This window comes from Shewanella holmiensis, assembly GCF_025370255.1.
Lineage (GTDB): Bacteria > Pseudomonadota > Gammaproteobacteria > Enterobacterales > Shewanellaceae > Shewanella > Shewanella holmiensis.
Map to the genome: position 1 here is coordinate 35,556 of NZ_JAMTCD010000001.1, position 19,783 is coordinate 55,338.

A 19,783-nucleotide genomic window follows, 5' to 3' on the forward strand; every position below is an offset into this window, starting at 1 on the left:
AAACGAATGAATTAACGAATACCAGCTCGACGCAGTGCATCAGGGGTAAAGTTAGACTCAGATAAGTTTGCATCAAAGTTATACATGCGGCCTTCGTTATCTAATCCCATCGCTAAATAACGGCGTGATTGAAGATCATGGAATACTTCTAACGTACTCCACAATGTTGGCACTTCATAATAGTTAATACTATGTGCTGTACCTACACGATATAACTCATCACGGTTATCGTACATATCTGTTAAAGACACCTGCCAAGAATCTTCATCAATGTAGAACACACGAGTCTTATAAATATGACGCATGCCATCTTTTAATGTCGCTTTGACTTCCCAAACACGGTGTTTTTCCCAACGAGCATATTCTGGATTGATATGACCAGGTTTCAGAATTTGGTCATACTTAAGTTCATTTGAGTGCAACTTATAATCATTGTAAGGAATAAAGATTTCTTTCTTACCTACCAGCTCCCAGTTATATCGAACTGGCGATCCGTTGAACATGTCAAAATCATCTGTTGTTCTTAGACCATCAGACACTGTACCGGGAGTATCGAAGGCAACGTTTGGCGCTTTACGTACACGACGCTGTCCAGTGTTATAAGTCCATGCTTGACGAGGTAATGCCTCTTGATCCATGGTCTCTTTAACAAGCAACGCAGTACCAGCTAAACGTGCTGGTTGGGTCACAACTTGCTTAAAGTAGAACAAAGTATTGGTTTCTTTTAACTTGTCCAATGTGATTTCAGGACGAGTATACTCAAAACGAATTTCTTCAGCGTTTTCTACTAAAGTGTATGAACCACTTGAAGTTGGAGCCGCTTGGCTACGATAAGTCTCAACATCAACACCACGGTAACGCAAAATATGGTTCCAAATAACTTCTAGACCATCTTTAGGAATGGGGAATGGTACGCCAATTGTTGCACCAGAAATACCATTGCCTTGCGCAACAAGTTCAGCTGAAGTTGCATTGACTTTAATAGCATCATAAACATATTGAGGTACAGATGCGGTACGGCGGGTTTCATAAACATTCATTTGATATGTATCAGGATACAATTCAAAAAGCTTGTTTTGACCAGGCGTTAAATACTCTGCGTACTGTGCTTTATTCGCATTAGTAATTGTGAATAAAATTTTGTCGTTAGGAAAAGGATTTAAGTGATGCATGCCTTTTTCATAACCCGCAACAGGCTTAGTAATACCACCGTCCCATGCGGGAATAGAGCCGTCTGCGTTTGCAGCTTTTTCAGCACCCATTGGTGTTAAGCTTGTACCTAATTTAGCAGCATCAGCTTCTGATACTTTCGCCATCGCAACAGGTGCGCCTAGCGCCATTATCACTGCTGCCGATAATATCGTCAGTTTTTTCATTATTATTATCCTTTTAAATCGAATACTTGACGTTAAACGAGACATAATCTCGGTCTTCCATCACGTTCGTTGTTCCCACACCACCGAAGAAGCTGTTGTAAGAAAAATCAACGCCCCAACGGTTTTGGTAATCAAAATTCACACCTAGTGCTACAGATTTTTTACCTTCAGTGAATAAGAACATTGGGTCTGGCGTAATACCGTCGACATCGTGAGAGAAAATAACTCGTGGTGCCACGTTCACACCCGCAAATACGTTATTGAAATCCGCTTTAGCGACTAAACGATATCCCCAGGCGAAATCAGTTGGGAATGGATTGGTTTCAGGACCATTATGTAAAGCTTGAATAATACCAGTCATATCTGGATTACCACCAGAACGTCCGGTGCCAGGGCCATTTAAGCGTAATTCATCAAAGCCTGGCATATCATGGATCCACACACCGCCAACTTCCGCTAACATAGTAAGGTTATCAGTTCCCAAAGTAGGACCAAATAAGTGAGTTAATGTCATTTGAGCTTGAGTGGTATCTAGCTGAATAAAACCATCAACCGTTGCACCAGGTGCAACAACATCCATTTGCGAAATACCATCTAAATCTGGACGTATTCCGGCATTAGCAAGCTGTTGAGGCATAGCCGCGAAAAGTAATTCAACGTCATCAATCTGCAAAGGCTCATCAACACGGTGAGCTATTTCACCCGCTACAGAGGTATCACCGACTAAAGTGTTAAAACTAAAGCCATATAATTGGATGTCTTCAGGGTAAACAATTTGTGCTTTAGTGAAGGTTTCCATGCTTAGCAGTAATTCACGGTCAATTTGACCTTGACTTGCTGCCAACTTAGCGTAGTCACCACCAATAGCGGCAGCAGTGAAGTTAGACGCGGTACCACTGATTAATGGGCGGCGACTATGGTAATTCATATAATACAAACCAAATTCAGTTTCATTTAGTTCAGGTGAATAAAAACCTAATTTCACACCGTACTGACCATCATCACTGGGTTTAGCTTCATCTTGAATTAAAGCCGCTTTAGTTGAATAAGCTGTCATTGCCGAAGCCATCGCAGGGTTGAAACCAGTGGCAGCAGCATTTTTATAAAGCGCTTGATATTCAGAGATTAAGAAGTCTAAATTAATGTCAGGGTTAGCATTAAAGCCTAACTGCGCATTTTGGTTATAACCACCAAATCCAGCGAAATCGTTAGTCGCAAAGTTAGAGCCAGGCGTTGGAACCCAAATAGGCTCCCACTGATACTGATAGAATGCTTCAACGTTGAGGTTTTCTGTTAATCCCAAAGATGCCCACACCATACCTTGCGGACGGAATGCTTCTTTAAGCTCAGCACCTGGGGCATTAAGAATGTTTAAATCGACTGGGTTTATCACACCAATACCATGCGGGATTAAGGTACTTTCGCCCCACGAAACGACTTGATTACCGACACGAACTGACAATGGATTTTGGCCATCGTTTAAATCCCAGTTAGCGTAAACAAAAGCATCTAATAAACGCACATCTTTACATTGAACTTCTGAGGCACGGCTATCAGCACACGGGTCAAATTCTTTACCCGTAAGAGGGTCGTTGAAATCATAACTACCATTATTCAATTTGCGGTCGTAAAAATACATACCACGAACGAACAGACCGTAGTTTTCATATTTCAATGATAATTCATGAAGTCCTTTAACAATTTCAGAGGTGGTGTCACCTTGAGAGTAAAGTAAGTTACTTAAATCATTGTTGCTTGAATAAGAGCCTGGTTGAGCCCAGATTTCTGCTGAGGTGTATTTAGTGTTTGAGAACGCTGAGTAGCCTGACCAGTCAAATTGAGGCTGATTAACCTTACCAATTTGACCTTCCCAATCACGCTCCCCAACACGCCAGCTAGCACCAACGGTCCAGGTAGAATCGAATGTACCCTCTACATCTCCCCAATTGAATGAGAAAGCGGAAACATTTGGACTCATTCCTAAACACAAAGCCGACATTACCCCCAAAGTAATTGCCGACTTGTTAAATTTTTTCTTAACAATATTCATTTTAGCTCATCTCCGTAACCTGCTGGAATCGTTGTTATAGGAATTTAAACCAACATCTTGTTAGCCCACAGGTAACACCATTGTTACAGCATTTAACCTTGTTGAGCAAGGCCAAAACAGAGAAAATATACAATAAAATTAACGTGGTTAACCATATCGTTACAACTAAAATAGGCCAGATATTTGAATTAACTAATAAGGAATGAAAACAGGTGGGAAGCAAGGGATTAAAAACATTTTATTTCAGTAGTTTATTTGAAAAAGCGATAGTCACCTTTCTATAAATTTAATAAATCAAACGTTTGAAGTAATTACTCTAACTTGGTTAACGATTTATAAGCACCTTTGCTGTCTAATTCCAATTTAAAATTGCCTTGAATGCCATTTAAAGTCAAAAAGGGTCTAAAGTACTTTGCGTTAATTTGTAAATGCCGCCCGTCAACATCAGTTAACGCGACTGAATCACTATAGCCATGATAATATGAAGAAAACTTTCTATAACTGATAAATATATTGAAATAAAACACCATAGTATCCCTTCCTCAGTAGACACATATCACGTTAAATATGTTATTAAAAAAGGGAAGAGAAACCCTCTCCCCTTCATAGATTAACGATAACTTAGTTCAGCGCTTTATTGACCTTCTCATAAAGATCTTTAGATAAGTCTGGTAAATTCTGCAAAGTTGCCAATGACTGCTTCATCAAATCTTGTCTAGCGTGGTCAAATTTAGCAAATTGGATCAACGGGGTGATCATACGAGAAGCAACTTGCGGATTGGATTTATTTAGTTTGATCAAAATCTGCGTCAAATAAGCGTATCCAGATCCATCTTTTCGATGAAATTGATAAGTATTGCCTGCTGCAAATGCACCAATGAGCGAACGAACGCGATTAGGATTACTAAAACTAAAGCTATTATGGTGAGTAAGATGCTTTATCGAATCAATAACATCGTCTGTATTTGATAAAGCCTGTAATGTAAACCACTTATCCATAACTAACGGCGTGGTATGCCAAGTCGCCTCAAAATCGGCTAATAACTTGCTAAGGCAATCAAACTGCCCTGTCATCGCAGCTTTTAGGGCTGCTAGGCTGTCGGTCATATTGGTAGAGCAGTTAAACTGTTCAACAACCAATGTTTCATATTCTTGTGACACTGTAGAGAGTAACGATAAGGCTACGTTTTTAAATGCCCGCGCCGATGGGTTATCAATCACGGTTAATTCACGATACCTTGCAAGTAATTCGTCTTGTGTTGCCGATGCAATTTCTTCAATGACAAATTCACGTGCCATTTGCAAACCATCTAAATCTACCGATGATACTTGCTCAATTAAAGCTGAAGCCGCTGGAAAACTTAGGATTTCAGACACTAAAGCTTGATCTAACCCTGCATCAAGAATAACGCCTCTAAATGCTTCTACTACTCTTGGATCAACCGACATGACTTCTTTGGCTGAAAGCTGCGCAACATTTTCCCAAACCGATTGACTGAATAATTGCACTGACGCTTCCCAACGTGCAACTTCACTGCTAGCAAAACGCATAATATGAACAAGCTGGTCAAAGCTGAATTCATATTGAAGTTTAACTGGCGCAGAAAAGTCTTGCAGTAATGATGCAACAGGTTTTGCTGCAAATCCGTCAAACGTAAATTGTTGTGTGGCTTTCTTCACGTCAAAAACTTTATTAATTACTGAAGCGCCCTCGGCGTTTAATATCTCAATACTAAAAGGAATATGAAGTGTTTGACCTTTAACACCATGACTCTCTACCGATTGCTTGATCGTCAAGGTGTATTGCCCCGACTCAGGATTGAAATCATCTTCAACAATAACTACCGGTGTACCAGCTTGTGAATACCAACGACGGAATTGTTGTAAATCTTTGCCACTCGCCTCTGCCATTGCATTAACAAAATCATCGCAGGTTACGGCTTGACCGTCATGGCGTTCAAAGTAACACTTCATTCCCGCCTGAAAAGCTGCTTCGCCTAAAATGGTATGCATCATTCTAATGACTTCAGCTCCCTTGTTATATACGGTCACGGTATAGAAGTTATTCATCTCGATCACTGATTCAGGACGGATGGGATGTGACATTGGGCCAGAATCTTCAGCAAACTGTTGGTTTTTCATAACTTTAATGGCATGAATACGATTAACTGCACGAGAACCTAGATCTGAGCTAAATTCTTGGTCACGAAAAACGGTTAACCCTTCTTTCAAACTAAGTTGAAACCAATCTCGGCAGGTAACACGGTTTCCAGTCCAGTTATGGAAATATTCATGACCAACAACAGATTCGATGCCATGATAGTCTTCATCTGTTGCACTGGCTTTATCGGCTAAAACATATTTGGTATTGAAAACGTTTAAGCCTTTATTTTCCATTGCTCCCATATTGAAAAAATCAACGGCAACAATCATATATATATCAAGATCGTATTCAAGCCCGAAACGTTCTTCATCCCATTTCATCGACTTTTTAAGCGAAATCATTGCATGATCGGCTTTATGTAAATTGCCTTTATCCACAAAGACCTGCAAGGTTACATTGCGACCTGACATAGTGATGAAATGATCTTCAAGTAAATCAAAATCTCCAGCCACTAAAGCAAATAAATAACTTGGTTTTGGAAAAGGGTCTTGCCAGCGAACAAAGTGACGTCCAGAGCGCGGCATCTCACCTCGTTCGATTACATTTCCGTTACTTAATAGAAATGGAAACTCTGCTTTATCCGCTTCTATTCTTACCGTATAGGTGGCTAATACATCGGGGCGATCTAAAAAATAAGTGATTCGTCTAAAACCCTCAGCTTCACATTGAGTACAATATGCGCCATCGGACATATACAAACCTTCTAGACTGGTATTAGCCTCTGGATTTAATGCGGTAGTGATTTCTAATTCAAACTCTGATTCACTAGTAGCGATGACTAATTGGCTATCTGTTTGACGATATTCACACCCTTTGCCATTTAATTTTACAGAAACTAAATTAAGCTGTTCCCCATCAAGGATCAGATCTAATTGATGCTCATTGCGTCGAGAGACCTTACTTAAAGCTACAACTTTTGTATTCTCACCGTCTAAAATGACATTTAAATCAATATGATTGATAGTAAACGTTGGTGCAGTGTAATCTTTTAAATGTTTGACTTGAGCTTCAGACATTATCATCCCTTAACAATTTTAATTTTTATAACAAAAAACGCGCTAATGCGCGTTTTTAATTGAGTGTATTTAACTATTGAGTAGGCGCTTTGGCTAGCTTTTCTGCGTCAACCATATCCAACATGATAAGTGCGGTTTCATCTAAAAAAGGATCTGGGATTTTTGCATCTTTATCATCTTGAATATCATCTAATGATTTAACCACCTCAAGCCCTTCAGCAACTCGGCGCTCATTAGTTCTATCAAGTGCACGCTTATCATCATCTTCACGAGATTTAATGCGCTCACTCTCAACTAATGAAATGGTTTTATCATCATGGTGTTTTTTAAACTCCGCGATATCGTCATTAATATAGCCAAATTCAACGTCAGCACTAATACGTTGTTGATGCTTAGTTGTTAACTGGTTTACTAACTCAGGAGCGATATTGCCTAAAGTACTGTATTGCGCTACAGGAACTTTGTCCCAAGGCAACGCATTTTTCTCTTCAGACTCACCATACTCACCTGGCTCTAACGCACTTGGATAAAGAATGTCAGGGGTAACACCTTTTAACTGTGTGCTGCCACCGTTAATCCGATAAAACTTTGCAATCGTATATTGAACATGGCCGATTGGCTTCTCATACATATCATAAATACGACCTAAGCTCTTATGCTGTTGTACTGTCCCCTTACCAAAGGTAGGCTCTCCCACAATTAAAGCTCGTTCGTAATCTTGTAATGCTGCAGCAAAAATTTCAGATGCTGAAGCACTGTAACGATCAACCATCACTGTTAACGGGCCATCATAAGCACTCTTACCGTCATTATCTCTGTTTTGGTTAACTCTACCGTTAGCATCACGAATTTGAACAACGGGTCCCATGTCGATAAATAAACCCGTCAGTAAGGTCGCTTCGGTTAATGCTCCGCCACCATTACCACGTAAATCGATTATGACACCTTCAACTTGTTGCTCTTTTAACTTGGTCAGCTCTTTGGCGACATCTTCAGATAGGTTCATATAAAAACCAGGGATCTGAATCACGCCCACTTTGCGATTGGCAAATTCGCCTTCTTTTGGCTCAACCACTTTAGAGGTTGCTGCGCGATCTTCTAAGCGGATTTTATCGCGTACAATTGTGACATTAAAAGGTTGAGCATTTGCGCCACCTTTTTTAGGCAATATTTGCAGTACAACTTCACTGCCCTTTGGCCCTTTGATCAGTTCAACAACATCATCTAATCGCCAGCCAATAACATCGACTATTTCTTTATCTTTTTGGCCTACGCCAACAATTTTATCTTCAGGAGATAATTTCTCACTTAATGCTGCAGGGCCGCCAGCAACCAAGCTTTTGATGACGGTATAGTCATCATCCATTTGTAATACCGCACCTATACCTTCAAGGCTAAGGTTCATCTCCATTTGGAAACGTTCTGCATTACGAGGAGATAAGTAGCTAGTATGAGGCTCAACCGTTCTAGCAAACGAATTCATAACGGTCTGGAATACATCTTCGCTGTGAGTTTGACTCAAACGTTTGATGGCATTGTTGTAACGCTTAGTTAGGATATCAACAATCTCATCCCATTTTTTACCCGTAAGCTTAAGATTTAGGGCATCGTATTTGACTCTTTGACGCCATAACTCATTTAACTCTTCACCATCTTTAGGCCATGCGGCCTCTTTACGATCAAATTCGTAAGCATCACCCTGCTGGGTAAAATCAAACTCTTGTTCAAGTAAAGTTAACGCGTAAGCAAAACGTTCATATCGACGAGCTTGCAATACATCAAACATTTTATAAGCTGGAGAAATATCACCCGATTTGACCATATCATCAAACTGATCTTTATATTGGTCAAAACCATTGATATCAGCTTGGGTCAACACGTTACGGCGATAATCAAGTTGCTCTAAAAACCGTGCATAGATTTGTTCAGAGAAAGCGTCATCTAAATCAAAACGATGGTAATGGGCGCGAGTAAATAAGTTAGTGACTCGTTTACTGGCAACTTGATGTTGAGGTTCCTGGGCTAGTTTGGGTAACTCGCTGATTTGAATCGTTGGTGAAATTGCCCATGCAGAGAATCCTGCTAATGCACAAGCAATTGAAGCGGCCAATGTGAGTTTTCGCATCAACAAGTTACTCCTTTAAAATTTATAATAGTATGTGGTCTACACGTACTTTGATGCTCAAACCAGAATCTAACTGGACGTGTACATCTTCTTTTTTAATGTCGGTAATCGTGCCAGCCACTGGCGAAGCACCTAATTTAACGTTGACACGTTGATTAGTTGATAAATCTGCCATTTTTGCAGGAACCAAATTCACGACTGGTGCTGCAACTACTGCAGGCTTTTCTTTCTTAACCACTGGACGAGGCTTAGAAGCCGCTTTTTTAACTGGTTTCTTAGCCGCTGCTTTTGGCGCTTGCGCTTGGCGCTTTGCTTTGGCTTTGTCTTGGCTTTCTTTCAACGTAGATTGAGCATGATCAATATGCTCTTGCTCTAACTCACCGCAATCGTTGCCATCTAAATCGACACGTTGCACGCCAGCTTTAACACCCTTTAGGTATCTCCAGCTGCTGGTGTAACGACGTAAAGCTACACGAAGTTGTGTCTTACTGACTTTAGAATCATCAGCTAACCGTTCAGCCAAATCTTGAAATAAACCAATTTTTAATGGCTTTGTGTCGCCTTCCGCAATGAAACATGCAGGAAAGGTTTCATATAAATACGCTAAAATTGCGTTGGTGTCGGTCAACTTGTCTGTTGATTCCATTTTTACTTCCACGTTAAATAAGGGGACTAAAGTTGGCAAAAGGTTATTTGGCCAATAGTCGTTCATCTTTTGCTAAGTATTTCAGTATATCTGACACTTAACCTATAAATTAGCACTAACAACTGCATTGCTAAAGCCTTGGAAACAAAGCTTAACAAATTTGCAGCGGTTTAGACTAGTCTCTCTTTGGGACTATTACAAAATAGCACTCCATCGTCATAGGCTATTATAAAGCTCGCTGCGGCGATTGCGACAATCATTTACCTCATATTGCTTGGATTTTAACCAAATAAGCAATTTTCAAACTGTTTTACTAATAATTCAATCCCTACTTGATCATCTTCATCGAAACGATTGAGCAATGGACTGTCGATGTCGAGCACGGCGATCACCTGACCATTTTGTCTTACTGGCACAACAATTTCAGAGTTACTCGCTGCATCACAGGCTATATGCCCGTCAAATTGATGTACATCTGCCACTCTTTGAGTGGTATTTAATGCCGCGGCAGTACCACAAACGCCTTTACCAAATTCAATTCTGGTACAGGCGACCTTACCTTGAAATGGCCCAAGAACTAATCGTCCATTCTTGACAATATAAAAACCTGCCCAGTTTAAGTCGGCTAAATTATCATTGATCAATGCAGAAAAATTGGCCATTGCTGCAATTAAATCATCTTCATCAGCCAGCAAAGCTTCAGTCTGGCGAATGAGAGTATCGTAAAACCCTGCTTTCATTTATATTCCTTGAACCTAAAATCATGTCATTCTTTAAAGCACACAGACTACCAGTAGTTGTCGCTAAAAAAAATTAATCTTGTTTAACAGTCTTCTTTTTAGGCTTTGGCTCAACGATGGATTTAGGTTTCACCACCCCTTTTAGTAAATTCCCAAGCTCGTCTTTGTTTGTCGCAAGGTAAAATGCTAACTGTTCGCAAGTGTTTTCATCTAAATTAAGCTCAGAAGCTGACAGGAAAGGCACTAAACTGTCTACAACATCAAGCATTTTATCGTAGGCATCGGCTTCTTTCTTTGATGTAAATGTCATCTTCTCAACCCCTTCTCTTACCACGACAAACTGGGTAATCACTGCCATGAACACATCTCCACTGTTTTTATATACAGTGCAAAGATTGACATAAATAAAGGGTTAGACGCAATAGCAAATTGACTTGTTTTAACATTTACATCGATATTATTAATATATGTTGGCATTTTCGTATAATATAAAGCGCTTATTGATGATGGATAGCCTTAATAAAAACCATAATGCCTGAACCCAAATCATTTAAAGCGGTGATACTTTGCCGTTCCTGTGACTTTGTCATTAGAAAACGGGCTTTGCCTTCTAATGTAAGAGCACTGTGCCCAAGATGTGATACAGCCTTGTATGACACACCTTATTGTTCCTTAAATGGTCTACTCGCCTTATGCATTACCGCGCTTATTGTTTTTTTTCCCGCTAATTTATTACCAGTTCTCGAAATCAATTTTCTTGGTAGTGTGCGCACAACCACTGTTTACCAAACAGCTGTTGAAGTTTGGGGGCAAGGTTATTGGGTCGTAGGTTTGGCCGTACTCGCGTCTGCGGTTATCGCACCAGCGTTATTGATATTGTCAATTTTACTACAAGTGTTAATCATCAAATTGAATTTGAATTCATCTTTTTGGCAAAACGTTTATCGTCGTTTGCTCAAAAATCATGGCCTGTTATCACAAATGACCATGTTAGAAATTTATGTGATCAGTTTTCTTGTCTCCGCGTTTCAATTATCCGATTTCTCTGATGTCTATTTTGGCATGGGCACCTTAAGTTTCACCTTGCTTTTTTTAGCAATTCTTTTTTTGCAGCGCGAATACAACCTCGAACATATGTGGAGTTATGTCCATGTCGAAAAATGATAATGTGTTACCCGAGTTGCTTGTTCAAGTTGACAATGCTAATGACGAACCTGTTAATACAACACCACAAGGGCTTAAAATGGGTCTTTGTCTTTGTGCAACGTGCAAAAAAGTTAACGCATTAACTGAACAAAACTGTAGTCGTTGTCACTCGCCATTAAGCGCAAGGAATTATGCTAGCATCCAACAGAGCTGGGCCTTGCTGGTTACTGCGACAATTTTATTGATATTGGCGAATATTTACCCAATCACCTTATTAACAAATCGTGGTGTTGTTACCAATGACACTATCTTTAGTGGCATTTCACATCTAGTTAAATCTGGCATGTTCCCTATTGCCATCATCGTATTTACCGCCAGCATTCTTGTCCCTTGGCTAAAAATATTTGGGTTAGGACTGTATTTATGTGCGATTAGTTTTAATATTCCAATTTCTAAACGCAAAATGATGGTTGGTTTTCACATTATTGAATGGATAGGACGCTGGTCAATGTTAGATTTATTTGTCATCTCTTTGACGGTCGCATTGGTTAATATGGGGCAGTTGCTAGATGCAAAACCGGCTCCAGCAGCAACTGCATTTGCATTAGTTATTTTACTCACTCAACTCGCAGCAAAAGTGTTAGACACTCGCTTACTATGGGACCGTTTGGAAACACATAATGACTCAAATTGAATCTCCAAAAGTTGTAAAGAAAAAACTTTTTTCACCCATCTGGTTATTGCCGATTGTTGCGTTAATGCTAGGTGCTTGGTTAGGGATAAAAAGCATTAAAGAATCTGGTGTAGAAATCAGTATTCATTTCCCTAGTGCGACGGGGATTGATGTAGGTAAAACCTTAATTAAATACCAAGGCTTAATTGTAGGTAAAGTCACTGATGTTAGCCTGGATAAAGATTTGAATGGCGTCAATGTAAAAGTGGTTATGGATTACCGCGCTGATCCTTTTTTGAATGAAAACACCCAATTCTGGCTGGTTCAACCTAAAGCGAGTATCACGGGTGTTGAAGGCTTAGAAACATTGTTTTCAGGTAATTATATCGCCATACAACCTGGCGATGGTAAATCTCGCTATAATTTTGAAGCCCAAAGAGAAGCCCCAGCTATCACCCCAGGCAGCGAAGGAATTGTGATTGAGTTACACGCGGATAAATTAGGGTCAATTGACGTAGGCTCATCGATTTTTTATCGTCAAATCCCCGTAGGAAGCGTGGTAGGTTATCGATTGTCCGGCAGTGAAAATGTCATCATCAGTGCCTTTATACAAGAACAATACGCACACCTTGTTCATACTGACTCGCACTTTTGGAATGTCTCTGGTTTAAAAATTGATGCCTCTTTAGCGGGGGTCAAAATTAATACTGAAAGTCTTGCTTCAATTCTGGCTGGCGGGATCAGCTTTAATACCGGAACTGAAATCGAACAAGCGGAAAACGGCGATGTATTTACATTATATGCAGATGAAGAACAAGCTAATGGCGGATTAGTATTCAATTTGCATCTAGATCAAGCTGAAGATATTAGCAACAACGCCAGTTTGATGTATCGCGGAGTAGTCGTCGGTAAAGTTGAAAAAGTATCATTAACAGAGTCGGGAGTGTCGTTACAGGCATCGCTTGAACAACAATATCATTCGTTACTAGCATCAGATAGTCGTTTTTGGATTTCTGGCGCCGATGTATCACTAAAAGGAATGAAGCATTTATCACGATTAGTTACAGGTAATGTTATTAATATACTTCCGGGAACCGCTACCGATGCATTACCGCCAAGTTTCTTATTAGAACAAACACCACCCGATTTATTAACTCAACAAAAACTGTCTTTAACCTTATTATCTGACTCACACACTGGTATGTCTGTTGGTGCTCAAGTTAGATACAAACAGTTGCCGATCGGTACCGTCATTTCAAGCCGCTTAAGTGATGATTTCTCTGCGGTGCAATATCAAGTCGAAATACTCCCTGAATTTAAATCTCTTGTCACTCAAGGAAGCTATTTCATCAGTGAACAAGCGATTAAATTAGACGCATCTCTTGACAGTATTAAGTTTGAAACCCGTGATGTCACTACGCTATTAGAAGGCGCGGTAACCTTGGTACCAAGCAAATCTAAAAGCTTAGCCAAAACAGGTAGCCAATTTAAAATTTATGACAGTATTGAAACTGCCCAGAAGCTATTCACTGAACAACAAAAAATCAAGTTAGTGTTAAACAGTCAAGATGGTGCAGGCTTAAGCGAAGGTGCGCCCATTTACTACAAAAAAATGCAAATTGGTCGAATTGCAAAAATTGAGTGGCAAGCCGCAACTGATCTATTTTCACTCAATTTAGTGATCGATAAACAATTCGAACAGTTGTTGCAACCGAAAACCGTTTTTTGGCGTAATGATGCCATGTCCGTTAACGCCAGTTTAGCTGGTGTTAAAATAGATGTGGCACCACTTGCTGGAGCCATTAAAGGCAGCATTTCGTTAGGGTTTATCGATGATGAAATTTTTAAATCGGTCAATATAAGCAGTTTGTCGTCACAAACTGGCATCACCATTAATGATCAGCTTTATGATAACCAGCACTTGGCCTTAACCCAGGCTAAACCGATAACAATTACCTTACCTGCAAGTGCAAAAATAGAAGCTAACTCCCCTATCCGCTTCCGCGGACATAAAATAGGTGAAGTGAAGCAAGTTAAGCTGGCAAAAGATTTATCAAATCAAATAGCCAGTGCGTATTTGTATGGTGAATATGCAACACATTTTAGTAAACAAAATACCGAATACTTTGTCGTTGATGCTCAAGTCTCTTTAGCCGGCATTCGAGATGTAGATACCCTAATCACTGGCGCTTATATTAGTGTATTACCTGGAGATGCTGAATCAACAAATAACCAGTTTGAAGCAAAACTTGCCGCTCGTTATGATGCTAACACCCCTAAAGATGCACTCACTTTTACTCTGATTGACAAACAATTAGGATCAATCAAAGTCGGTACACCAATATTTTTTAGAGGGATTGCCATTGGTCAAATTGATGGATACAACCTGTCAAAAACGGGTCAGCAAGTATTGATGTTTGCACATATCCGCTCCGAATATTCACACTTAGTGAATACCAGTAGCCAATTCTGGGATGCATCAGGGATTAAACTTGAAGTGGGTATTTTCTCAGGAGCACAGATTGAAACAGGCTCGTTAGAAACCTTATTATCTGGTGGGATATCAGTAATAACAAAAGACATCACTTCAAATATCAATGTCATAAGCCCATCAAGTGAGTTTATGTTACAAAACCGCATGAAACCAGAATGGGAAGAATGGAAACCCGCACAGCAATAATCAATGCTTATATTGACTATAAATAAAAAGCGAACTAATTAATTTACCTCGCTTTTTATTTAGTTGAACATCCAATCAGACATAATGTTAGACAACGCAAAAGATGTCTTAACCAACATTCACCTAGAAATTAAGTTTTACACATTTAATTTTGTTGAGGATATTTTTGTTAAACTGATTCTTGTCACAATTAAAATAAACTTAAAATTGGATAGACCAGATCAACCAACTTTACTGATATACTCGTTAGAAAATTACAATAAGCACTTCATTTAATTGTGCTAATGCCATGTGAGTGACTATGAAACTGCTTAAACCGCTTTTCGATAATAATCGTCGTTGGGCACAACGCATAAACCAAGAAGACCCATCATTTTTTGAAAAACTCGCAAAACAGCAAAATCCCGAATACCTATGGATTGGTTGCTCAGATAGCCGCGTACCGTCAAACCAAATAATCGATTTAATGCCTGGTGAAGTTTTTGTACACCGCAATATTGCCAACATGGTCATCCACACTGACTTGAATTGCTTATCAGTTTTACAGTATGCAATCGATGTACTCAAAGTAAAGCACATCATGGTCGTCGGACACTATGGCTGCGGTGGTGTGAAAGCTGCGATGCAAAATCAGCGTCTTGGGCTCATTGATAACTGGTTAGGACATCTGCGTGACATTTATCGAATGCATCAGTCAGAGCTAGTTAAACTTGATGAGCAAACTAAATTTAATCGCTTATGTGAATTAAACGTTATCGAGCAGGTAGCTAACGTCACTTCATCTCCAATATTGCAAGAAGCTTGGGAAAGAGGTCAAAATGTTTCCGTCCATGGCTGGATTTATGGTATCGATAATGGCCTGTTAACCGATTTAGATGTAACAATTGATCGTGAAACGGCGATGGGTACAGCGCAATAACACCATCAATAAAGATGAAATAACAAAACCCTAATATATTTAGGGTTTTGCTTTAACTAACGTAAATAGCATTATAAATCGACAATTGACCACTTACCTGTATAATCCGCGCCCTAAATACTCTTTCATATCAGTCTTATTCTCACAACGCTAAACCTAGCCACTTGTCGATAAATATTCTGTACCACTCATTTGGAAACTTGCTTTGATTTCTACCGCAAATATTACTATGCAATTTGGTCCTGAACCATTGTTTGAAAACATCTCTGCTCAGTTTGGACACGGCAATCGTTATGGCTTAATCGGTGCCAATGGATGTGGTAAATCTACCTTCATGAAAATCCTCAGTGGCGAACTTGCCCCAACTTCTGGCAATGTTTCCATTTCACCAGGCTTAAAAGTCGGTACGCTAAGCCAAGATCAATTTGCGTTTGAACAATATAGCGTGGTTGATGCGGTGATTATGGGTGATGTTAAGCTTTGGAAAGTAAAGCAAGAGCGTGATTTCATCTATAACAAAGCTGAAATGACTGATGAAGACGGTATGCGTGTAGGCGATCTAGAAAGCCAGTTTGCAGAAATGGATGGATATACTGCTGAAAGCCGTGCGGGTGAGATTTTATTAGAAGCGGGTATTGAAGAGTCGTTTCACTTTGGTTTAATGCAACAAGTTGCACCAGGTTGGAAGCTACGTGTGTTACTTGCTCAAGCCCTATTTGCTAACCCAGACATCTTATTATTGGATGAACCCACCAACAACTTAGACATCCATACCATTAGTTGGCTGGCAACAGAGTTAAATAAACGCAAATGTACCATGATCATCATTTCCCATGATCGTCATTTTTTAAACTCTGTTTGTACCCATATGGCCGATATTGATTATGGTGAACTGCGGATTTACCCTGGTAACTATGAGTATTTTCTTGAGCAATCAAGTTTGCTGCGTGAACAACTACTTGCGGGTAACGCGAAGAAAAGTGCTGAAATAGACGAATTGCAAGACTTCGTTAATCGTTTTGGTGCCAATGCATCAAAAGCAAAACAAGCCAGCTCTCGAGCCAAAAAGATGGATAAAATTAAACTAGATGAAGTGAAATCATCAAGTCGGATAACACCATCAATTCGCTTTACAGAAAGCAAAAAATTACATCGCCAAGCACTTGTTCTGGAAGAGTTAGGCCATGGTTTTGATGAAGTGTTATTCGAACATGGCAACCTCATTCTAGAAGCTGGATCAAAACTTGCCATTATTGGTGAAAACGGTGTAGGTAAAACTACCCTACTACGTTGTTTAGTCAATGAAATAGCCCATAACCAAGGTCGTATTAAATGGTCGGAAAATGCCGCTATTGGATACTGCCCACAAGACAGTAGCGCAGATTTTGATAACGACATGACTCTGTTTGATTGGATGTCATTATGGCGCACGCCAAAGCATAACGATTTAATGGTCCGCGGTATGTTAGGTCGTTTATTATTTACTGAAGACGATGCGAACAAAAAAGTGCGTAACTGCTCAGGTGGTGAAAAAAACCGTCTACTGTTTGGCAAACTGATGATGATGGACATTAACGTCTTGGTTATGGATGAGCCAACCAACCATATGGATATGGAAGCGATTGAAGCCCTCAATCAAGCGCTAAAACTATTTGAAGGCACCTTAATATTTGTTAGCCACGATAGAGAGTTTGTCTCCTCCCTTGCGACCCGTATTATTGACGTCAAAGATAAAAAATTGATCAATTTCCAAGGTACCTTTGATGAATACCTTGCTAGCCAAAATCCGCTTACAAATTAGATAGTCATTTTATTTAAAATGTCAGTCGACAATTTTACTGACTATCCTAATAAAAAAGGCCTGATACATTTATTGTATCAGGCCTTTTTTATTAATATGCCTTAGCAAAACCATTGAAAAACAAGCACTGCTACTGGCAAAGCTTATGATGCAATAAATTTTATGCTGCTTATCAATACATCAAGAAAGAACCCCAAAACGGTGCCTCGACATACTCTGTCAAGAAAACCAATCTAAGATGGTGTAAGAGCTCATGAGCGCTGTAGACGTTTAATGTTAGGCTTCAATCATCTTTAAGATAAAGGCGACACCACTGCGACTAAACCACTACTGAATGATGTTATCTAAGATTGTCGGAGAAAATTTTAAGAGATGTTTGAGGTTGATGCTTGGTCAACTCAAATTTTAAACATAAAAAAGCCCCAACTAAGTTGAGGCTGTTTTATCCATCACTCATTTAACTTGATGTTAAATAGAGCTTAATAATGGTACCCGAGGCCAGACTTGAACTGGCACGCTTATTCAGCGAGGGATTTTAAATCCCTTGTGTCTACCGATTCCACCACTCGGGCAAACTTTGTTTTAAACTGTAAATTACAATTCAAACTCAATTTGGAGCGACATATCGGGTTCGAACCGATGACCTATACCTTGGCAAGGTATCGCTCTACCAACTGAGCTAATGTCGCTGAATCTTTAGTGCATGTAGAGTTACTTTGCATTAACTGCATAAGTTCCCCTGAGTGCGGGTTCGCATTCTACCGTTTCTAATTTAAGAGTCAATCAATAAAATAAAAAAATTATCTTAAACCAGTTTAACTGCTGCATAAATGTTCATGATGCTTTAATTCATGATATTGATAAGCCATACAAATAATAAAAGCACCCACAGGTGCTTTTATTCAAAGGCCCAAATTATGGCTTATTTTGGCAATGATAGCGTTGTTAACCCCAGCATCTTTTGCATCACGCCAACAACTTGACAGCTATATCCAAACTCGTTGTCATACCAAACATATAAAATGGCACGTTTACCGTCAGCAATAGTCGCTTGAGAATCAATTACCCCAGCGTAACGCGAACCGACTAAATCGCTCGAAACAATTTCCGTCGACTCAGTAAAGTCGATTTGATTTTGTAACTCAGATAACAAAGCGACGTCTTTCAGGTACTCGTTAAGCTCATCACGATTTGTTTCAGCATTTAAATTAACGCTGATAATTGCCATTGACACATTTGGCGTTGGCACGCGAATAGCGTTACCCGTTAACTTACCCGCAAGCACTGGCAGCGCTTTAGCAACCGCTTTGGCAGCACCGGTTTCTGTGATAACCATGTTCAATGGCGCACTTCTACCGCGACGGTCTGCACTGTGATAGTTATCGATTAAGTTTTGATCATTGGTATAAGAGTGAATAGTTTCAACATGTCCATTCTCAATACCATACTTATCATTAACCGCTTTTAGTACCGGAGTGATTGCGTTAGTCGTACAGCTTGCCGCTGAAACAATTAAATCTTCCGCAAGAATGTCGTCCTCGTTAACGCCATATACCACATTCTTGATTGCGCCTTTAGCTGGCGCGGTTAATAACACTTTTGCGGCACCCGGACTTTTTAAGTGTAAGCCTAAACCGTCTTCATCTTTCCAGATACCAGTATTATCGACCACTAAAGCATCTTTAATACCATACTTAGTGTAATCAACTTGATCAGGTGAGTTAGCATAAATAATTTGAATATAAGTCCCGTTGGCAATGATGGCGTTGTTTTCTTCATCAACTTCAACTGAACCATTAAATGGACCATGTACAGAGTCACGGCGTAATAAACTAGCACGTTTCTCTAAATCACCTTTTTTACCACCGCGTAACACGATAGCGCGTAAACATAATTTGTTGCTTTTACCTGTTCTTTCTATTAATAAACGCGCAAGTAAACGGCCAATACGACCAAAGCCATATAACACCACATCACGGGCAGGCATATCATCGCCATGGTTAATGGCTTGCGCTAATTGATTCGCCATATACGCTTCAATTTGGCCAGCATCAGTATGTTCACGCCAGTAATTAACCGCCAATTTACCGATATCAACTTTGCAATGCTTAACAGCAAGCTTGCTAAGTGCTTGGATAAATGGGAAGCTTTCACGTAGTCGTAATTTTTCACCCACATGACGACGAACCAAACGGTGCGACTTAATAATTTCAATAGTCGATGCGTTTAATAATGGCTTACCGTATACCACAACTTCAACACCTTGGTTACGATATAATTTACCAAGTAGAGGTTGCATCGCCTCTGCCATTTCAAAACGTTCTTGCCAACTTTGTAGATGTTTATCTGCGCTCATGTAGGGTTCCTTTATCTCACTTTTCTTTGATATATTTTTAGAAAGGTTTGAGTAACAAAAAGAAAAGACCAATAATTAGTGTATTGTGGGG

At 39.7% G+C, this 19,783-nt stretch carries 14 protein-coding genes and 2 tRNA genes; 5 read left to right on the forward strand and 11 right to left on the reverse strand.

The window, feature by feature from the left end:
- Positions 1-11 precede the first annotated feature (11 nt).
- From NE535_RS00125 to NE535_RS00160, 8 genes are all read right to left on the reverse strand, one after another.
- Entirely contained in the window at positions 12-1,376 is a 1,365-nt protein-coding gene (locus NE535_RS00125) for a DUF1329 domain-containing protein (RefSeq protein ID WP_261296674.1), read from the reverse strand.
- 13 nt (positions 1,377-1,389) lie between these two features.
- Positions 1,390-3,426, reverse strand: a complete 2,037-nt coding sequence (locus NE535_RS00130; RefSeq protein ID WP_261296675.1) for a DUF1302 domain-containing protein — start codon at positions 3,424-3,426, stop codon at positions 1,390-1,392.
- Positions 3,427-3,737: 311 nt separating this feature from the next.
- A complete protein-coding gene (locus tag NE535_RS00135) occupies positions 3,738-3,956 on the reverse strand; it encodes a DUF2835 domain-containing protein (RefSeq protein ID WP_261296676.1) in 219 nt (72 codons plus the stop codon).
- A gap of 91 nt (positions 3,957-4,047) precedes the next feature.
- Complete coding sequence (gene pepN, locus NE535_RS00140) at positions 4,048-6,606, reverse strand: aminopeptidase N (RefSeq protein WP_261296677.1); 2,559 nt, start codon at positions 6,604-6,606, stop codon at positions 4,048-4,050.
- A 73-nt stretch (positions 6,607-6,679) separates the two neighbouring features.
- Positions 6,680-8,731: a carboxy terminal-processing peptidase gene (gene prc / locus NE535_RS00145; RefSeq protein ID WP_261296678.1), complete on the reverse strand. Its 2,052-nt coding sequence runs from the start codon at positions 8,729-8,731 to the stop codon at positions 6,680-6,682.
- 22 nt (positions 8,732-8,753) lie between these two features.
- Complete coding sequence (proQ, locus tag NE535_RS00150) at positions 8,754-9,377, reverse strand: RNA chaperone ProQ (RefSeq protein WP_261296679.1); 624 nt, start codon at positions 9,375-9,377, stop codon at positions 8,754-8,756.
- Between the two features lie 281 nt (positions 9,378-9,658).
- Entirely contained in the window at positions 9,659-10,117 is a 459-nt protein-coding gene (locus NE535_RS00155; RefSeq protein WP_261296680.1) for a GAF domain-containing protein, read from the reverse strand.
- 73 nt (positions 10,118-10,190) lie between these two features.
- Positions 10,191-10,475, reverse strand: a complete 285-nt coding sequence (locus NE535_RS00160; RefSeq protein ID WP_261296681.1) for a YebG family protein — start codon at positions 10,473-10,475, stop codon at positions 10,191-10,193.
- 173 nt (positions 10,476-10,648) lie between these two features.
- Here NE535_RS00160 and NE535_RS00165 point away from each other — a divergent pair, with 173 nt between their 5' ends.
- The 5 genes from NE535_RS00165 to NE535_RS00185 all read left to right on the forward strand — a co-directional run bounded on the left by NE535_RS00165 (position 10,649) and on the right by NE535_RS00185 (position 17,336).
- Positions 10,649-11,281 carry a paraquat-inducible protein A gene (locus NE535_RS00165; RefSeq protein WP_261296682.1) on the forward strand — a complete coding sequence of 211 codons (633 nt, stop codon included), beginning with the start codon at positions 10,649-10,651 and terminating at the stop codon, positions 11,279-11,281.
- Positions 11,282-11,360: 79 nt separating this feature from the next.
- Entirely contained in the window at positions 11,361-11,957 is a 597-nt protein-coding gene (locus NE535_RS00170; RefSeq protein WP_261296937.1) for a paraquat-inducible protein A, read from the forward strand.
- Entirely contained in the window at positions 11,944-14,616 is a 2,673-nt protein-coding gene (locus tag NE535_RS00175; RefSeq protein ID WP_261296683.1) for a PqiB family protein, read from the forward strand. Before NE535_RS00170 ends, NE535_RS00175 begins: the two co-directional genes overlap by 14 nt.
- 301 nt (positions 14,617-14,917) lie before the next feature.
- On the forward strand, positions 14,918-15,535 hold the full coding sequence (gene can / locus NE535_RS00180) for a carbonate dehydratase (RefSeq protein WP_261296684.1): 618 nt from the start codon (positions 14,918-14,920) through the stop codon (positions 15,533-15,535).
- A gap of 205 nt (positions 15,536-15,740) precedes the next feature.
- Positions 15,741-17,336: an ABC-F family ATPase gene (locus NE535_RS00185; RefSeq protein WP_261296685.1), complete on the forward strand. Its 1,596-nt coding sequence runs from the start codon at positions 15,741-15,743 to the stop codon at positions 17,334-17,336.
- A 486-nt stretch (positions 17,337-17,822) separates the two neighbouring features.
- Here the strand turns inward: NE535_RS00185 and NE535_RS00190 are convergent.
- The 3 genes from NE535_RS00190 to NE535_RS00200 form a co-directional block, all read right to left on the reverse strand.
- Positions 17,823-17,908, reverse strand: a tRNA-Leu gene (locus NE535_RS00190).
- 41 nt (positions 17,909-17,949) lie between these two features.
- A tRNA-Gly gene (locus NE535_RS00195) sits at positions 17,950-18,025 on the reverse strand.
- Between the two features lie 233 nt (positions 18,026-18,258).
- The gene (locus NE535_RS00200; RefSeq protein WP_261296686.1) at positions 18,259-19,692 is read right to left on the reverse strand and encodes a glyceraldehyde-3-phosphate dehydrogenase; all 1,434 of its coding nucleotides are present in this window, start codon (positions 19,690-19,692) and stop codon (positions 18,259-18,261) included.
- Positions 19,693-19,783 lie beyond the last annotated feature (91 nt).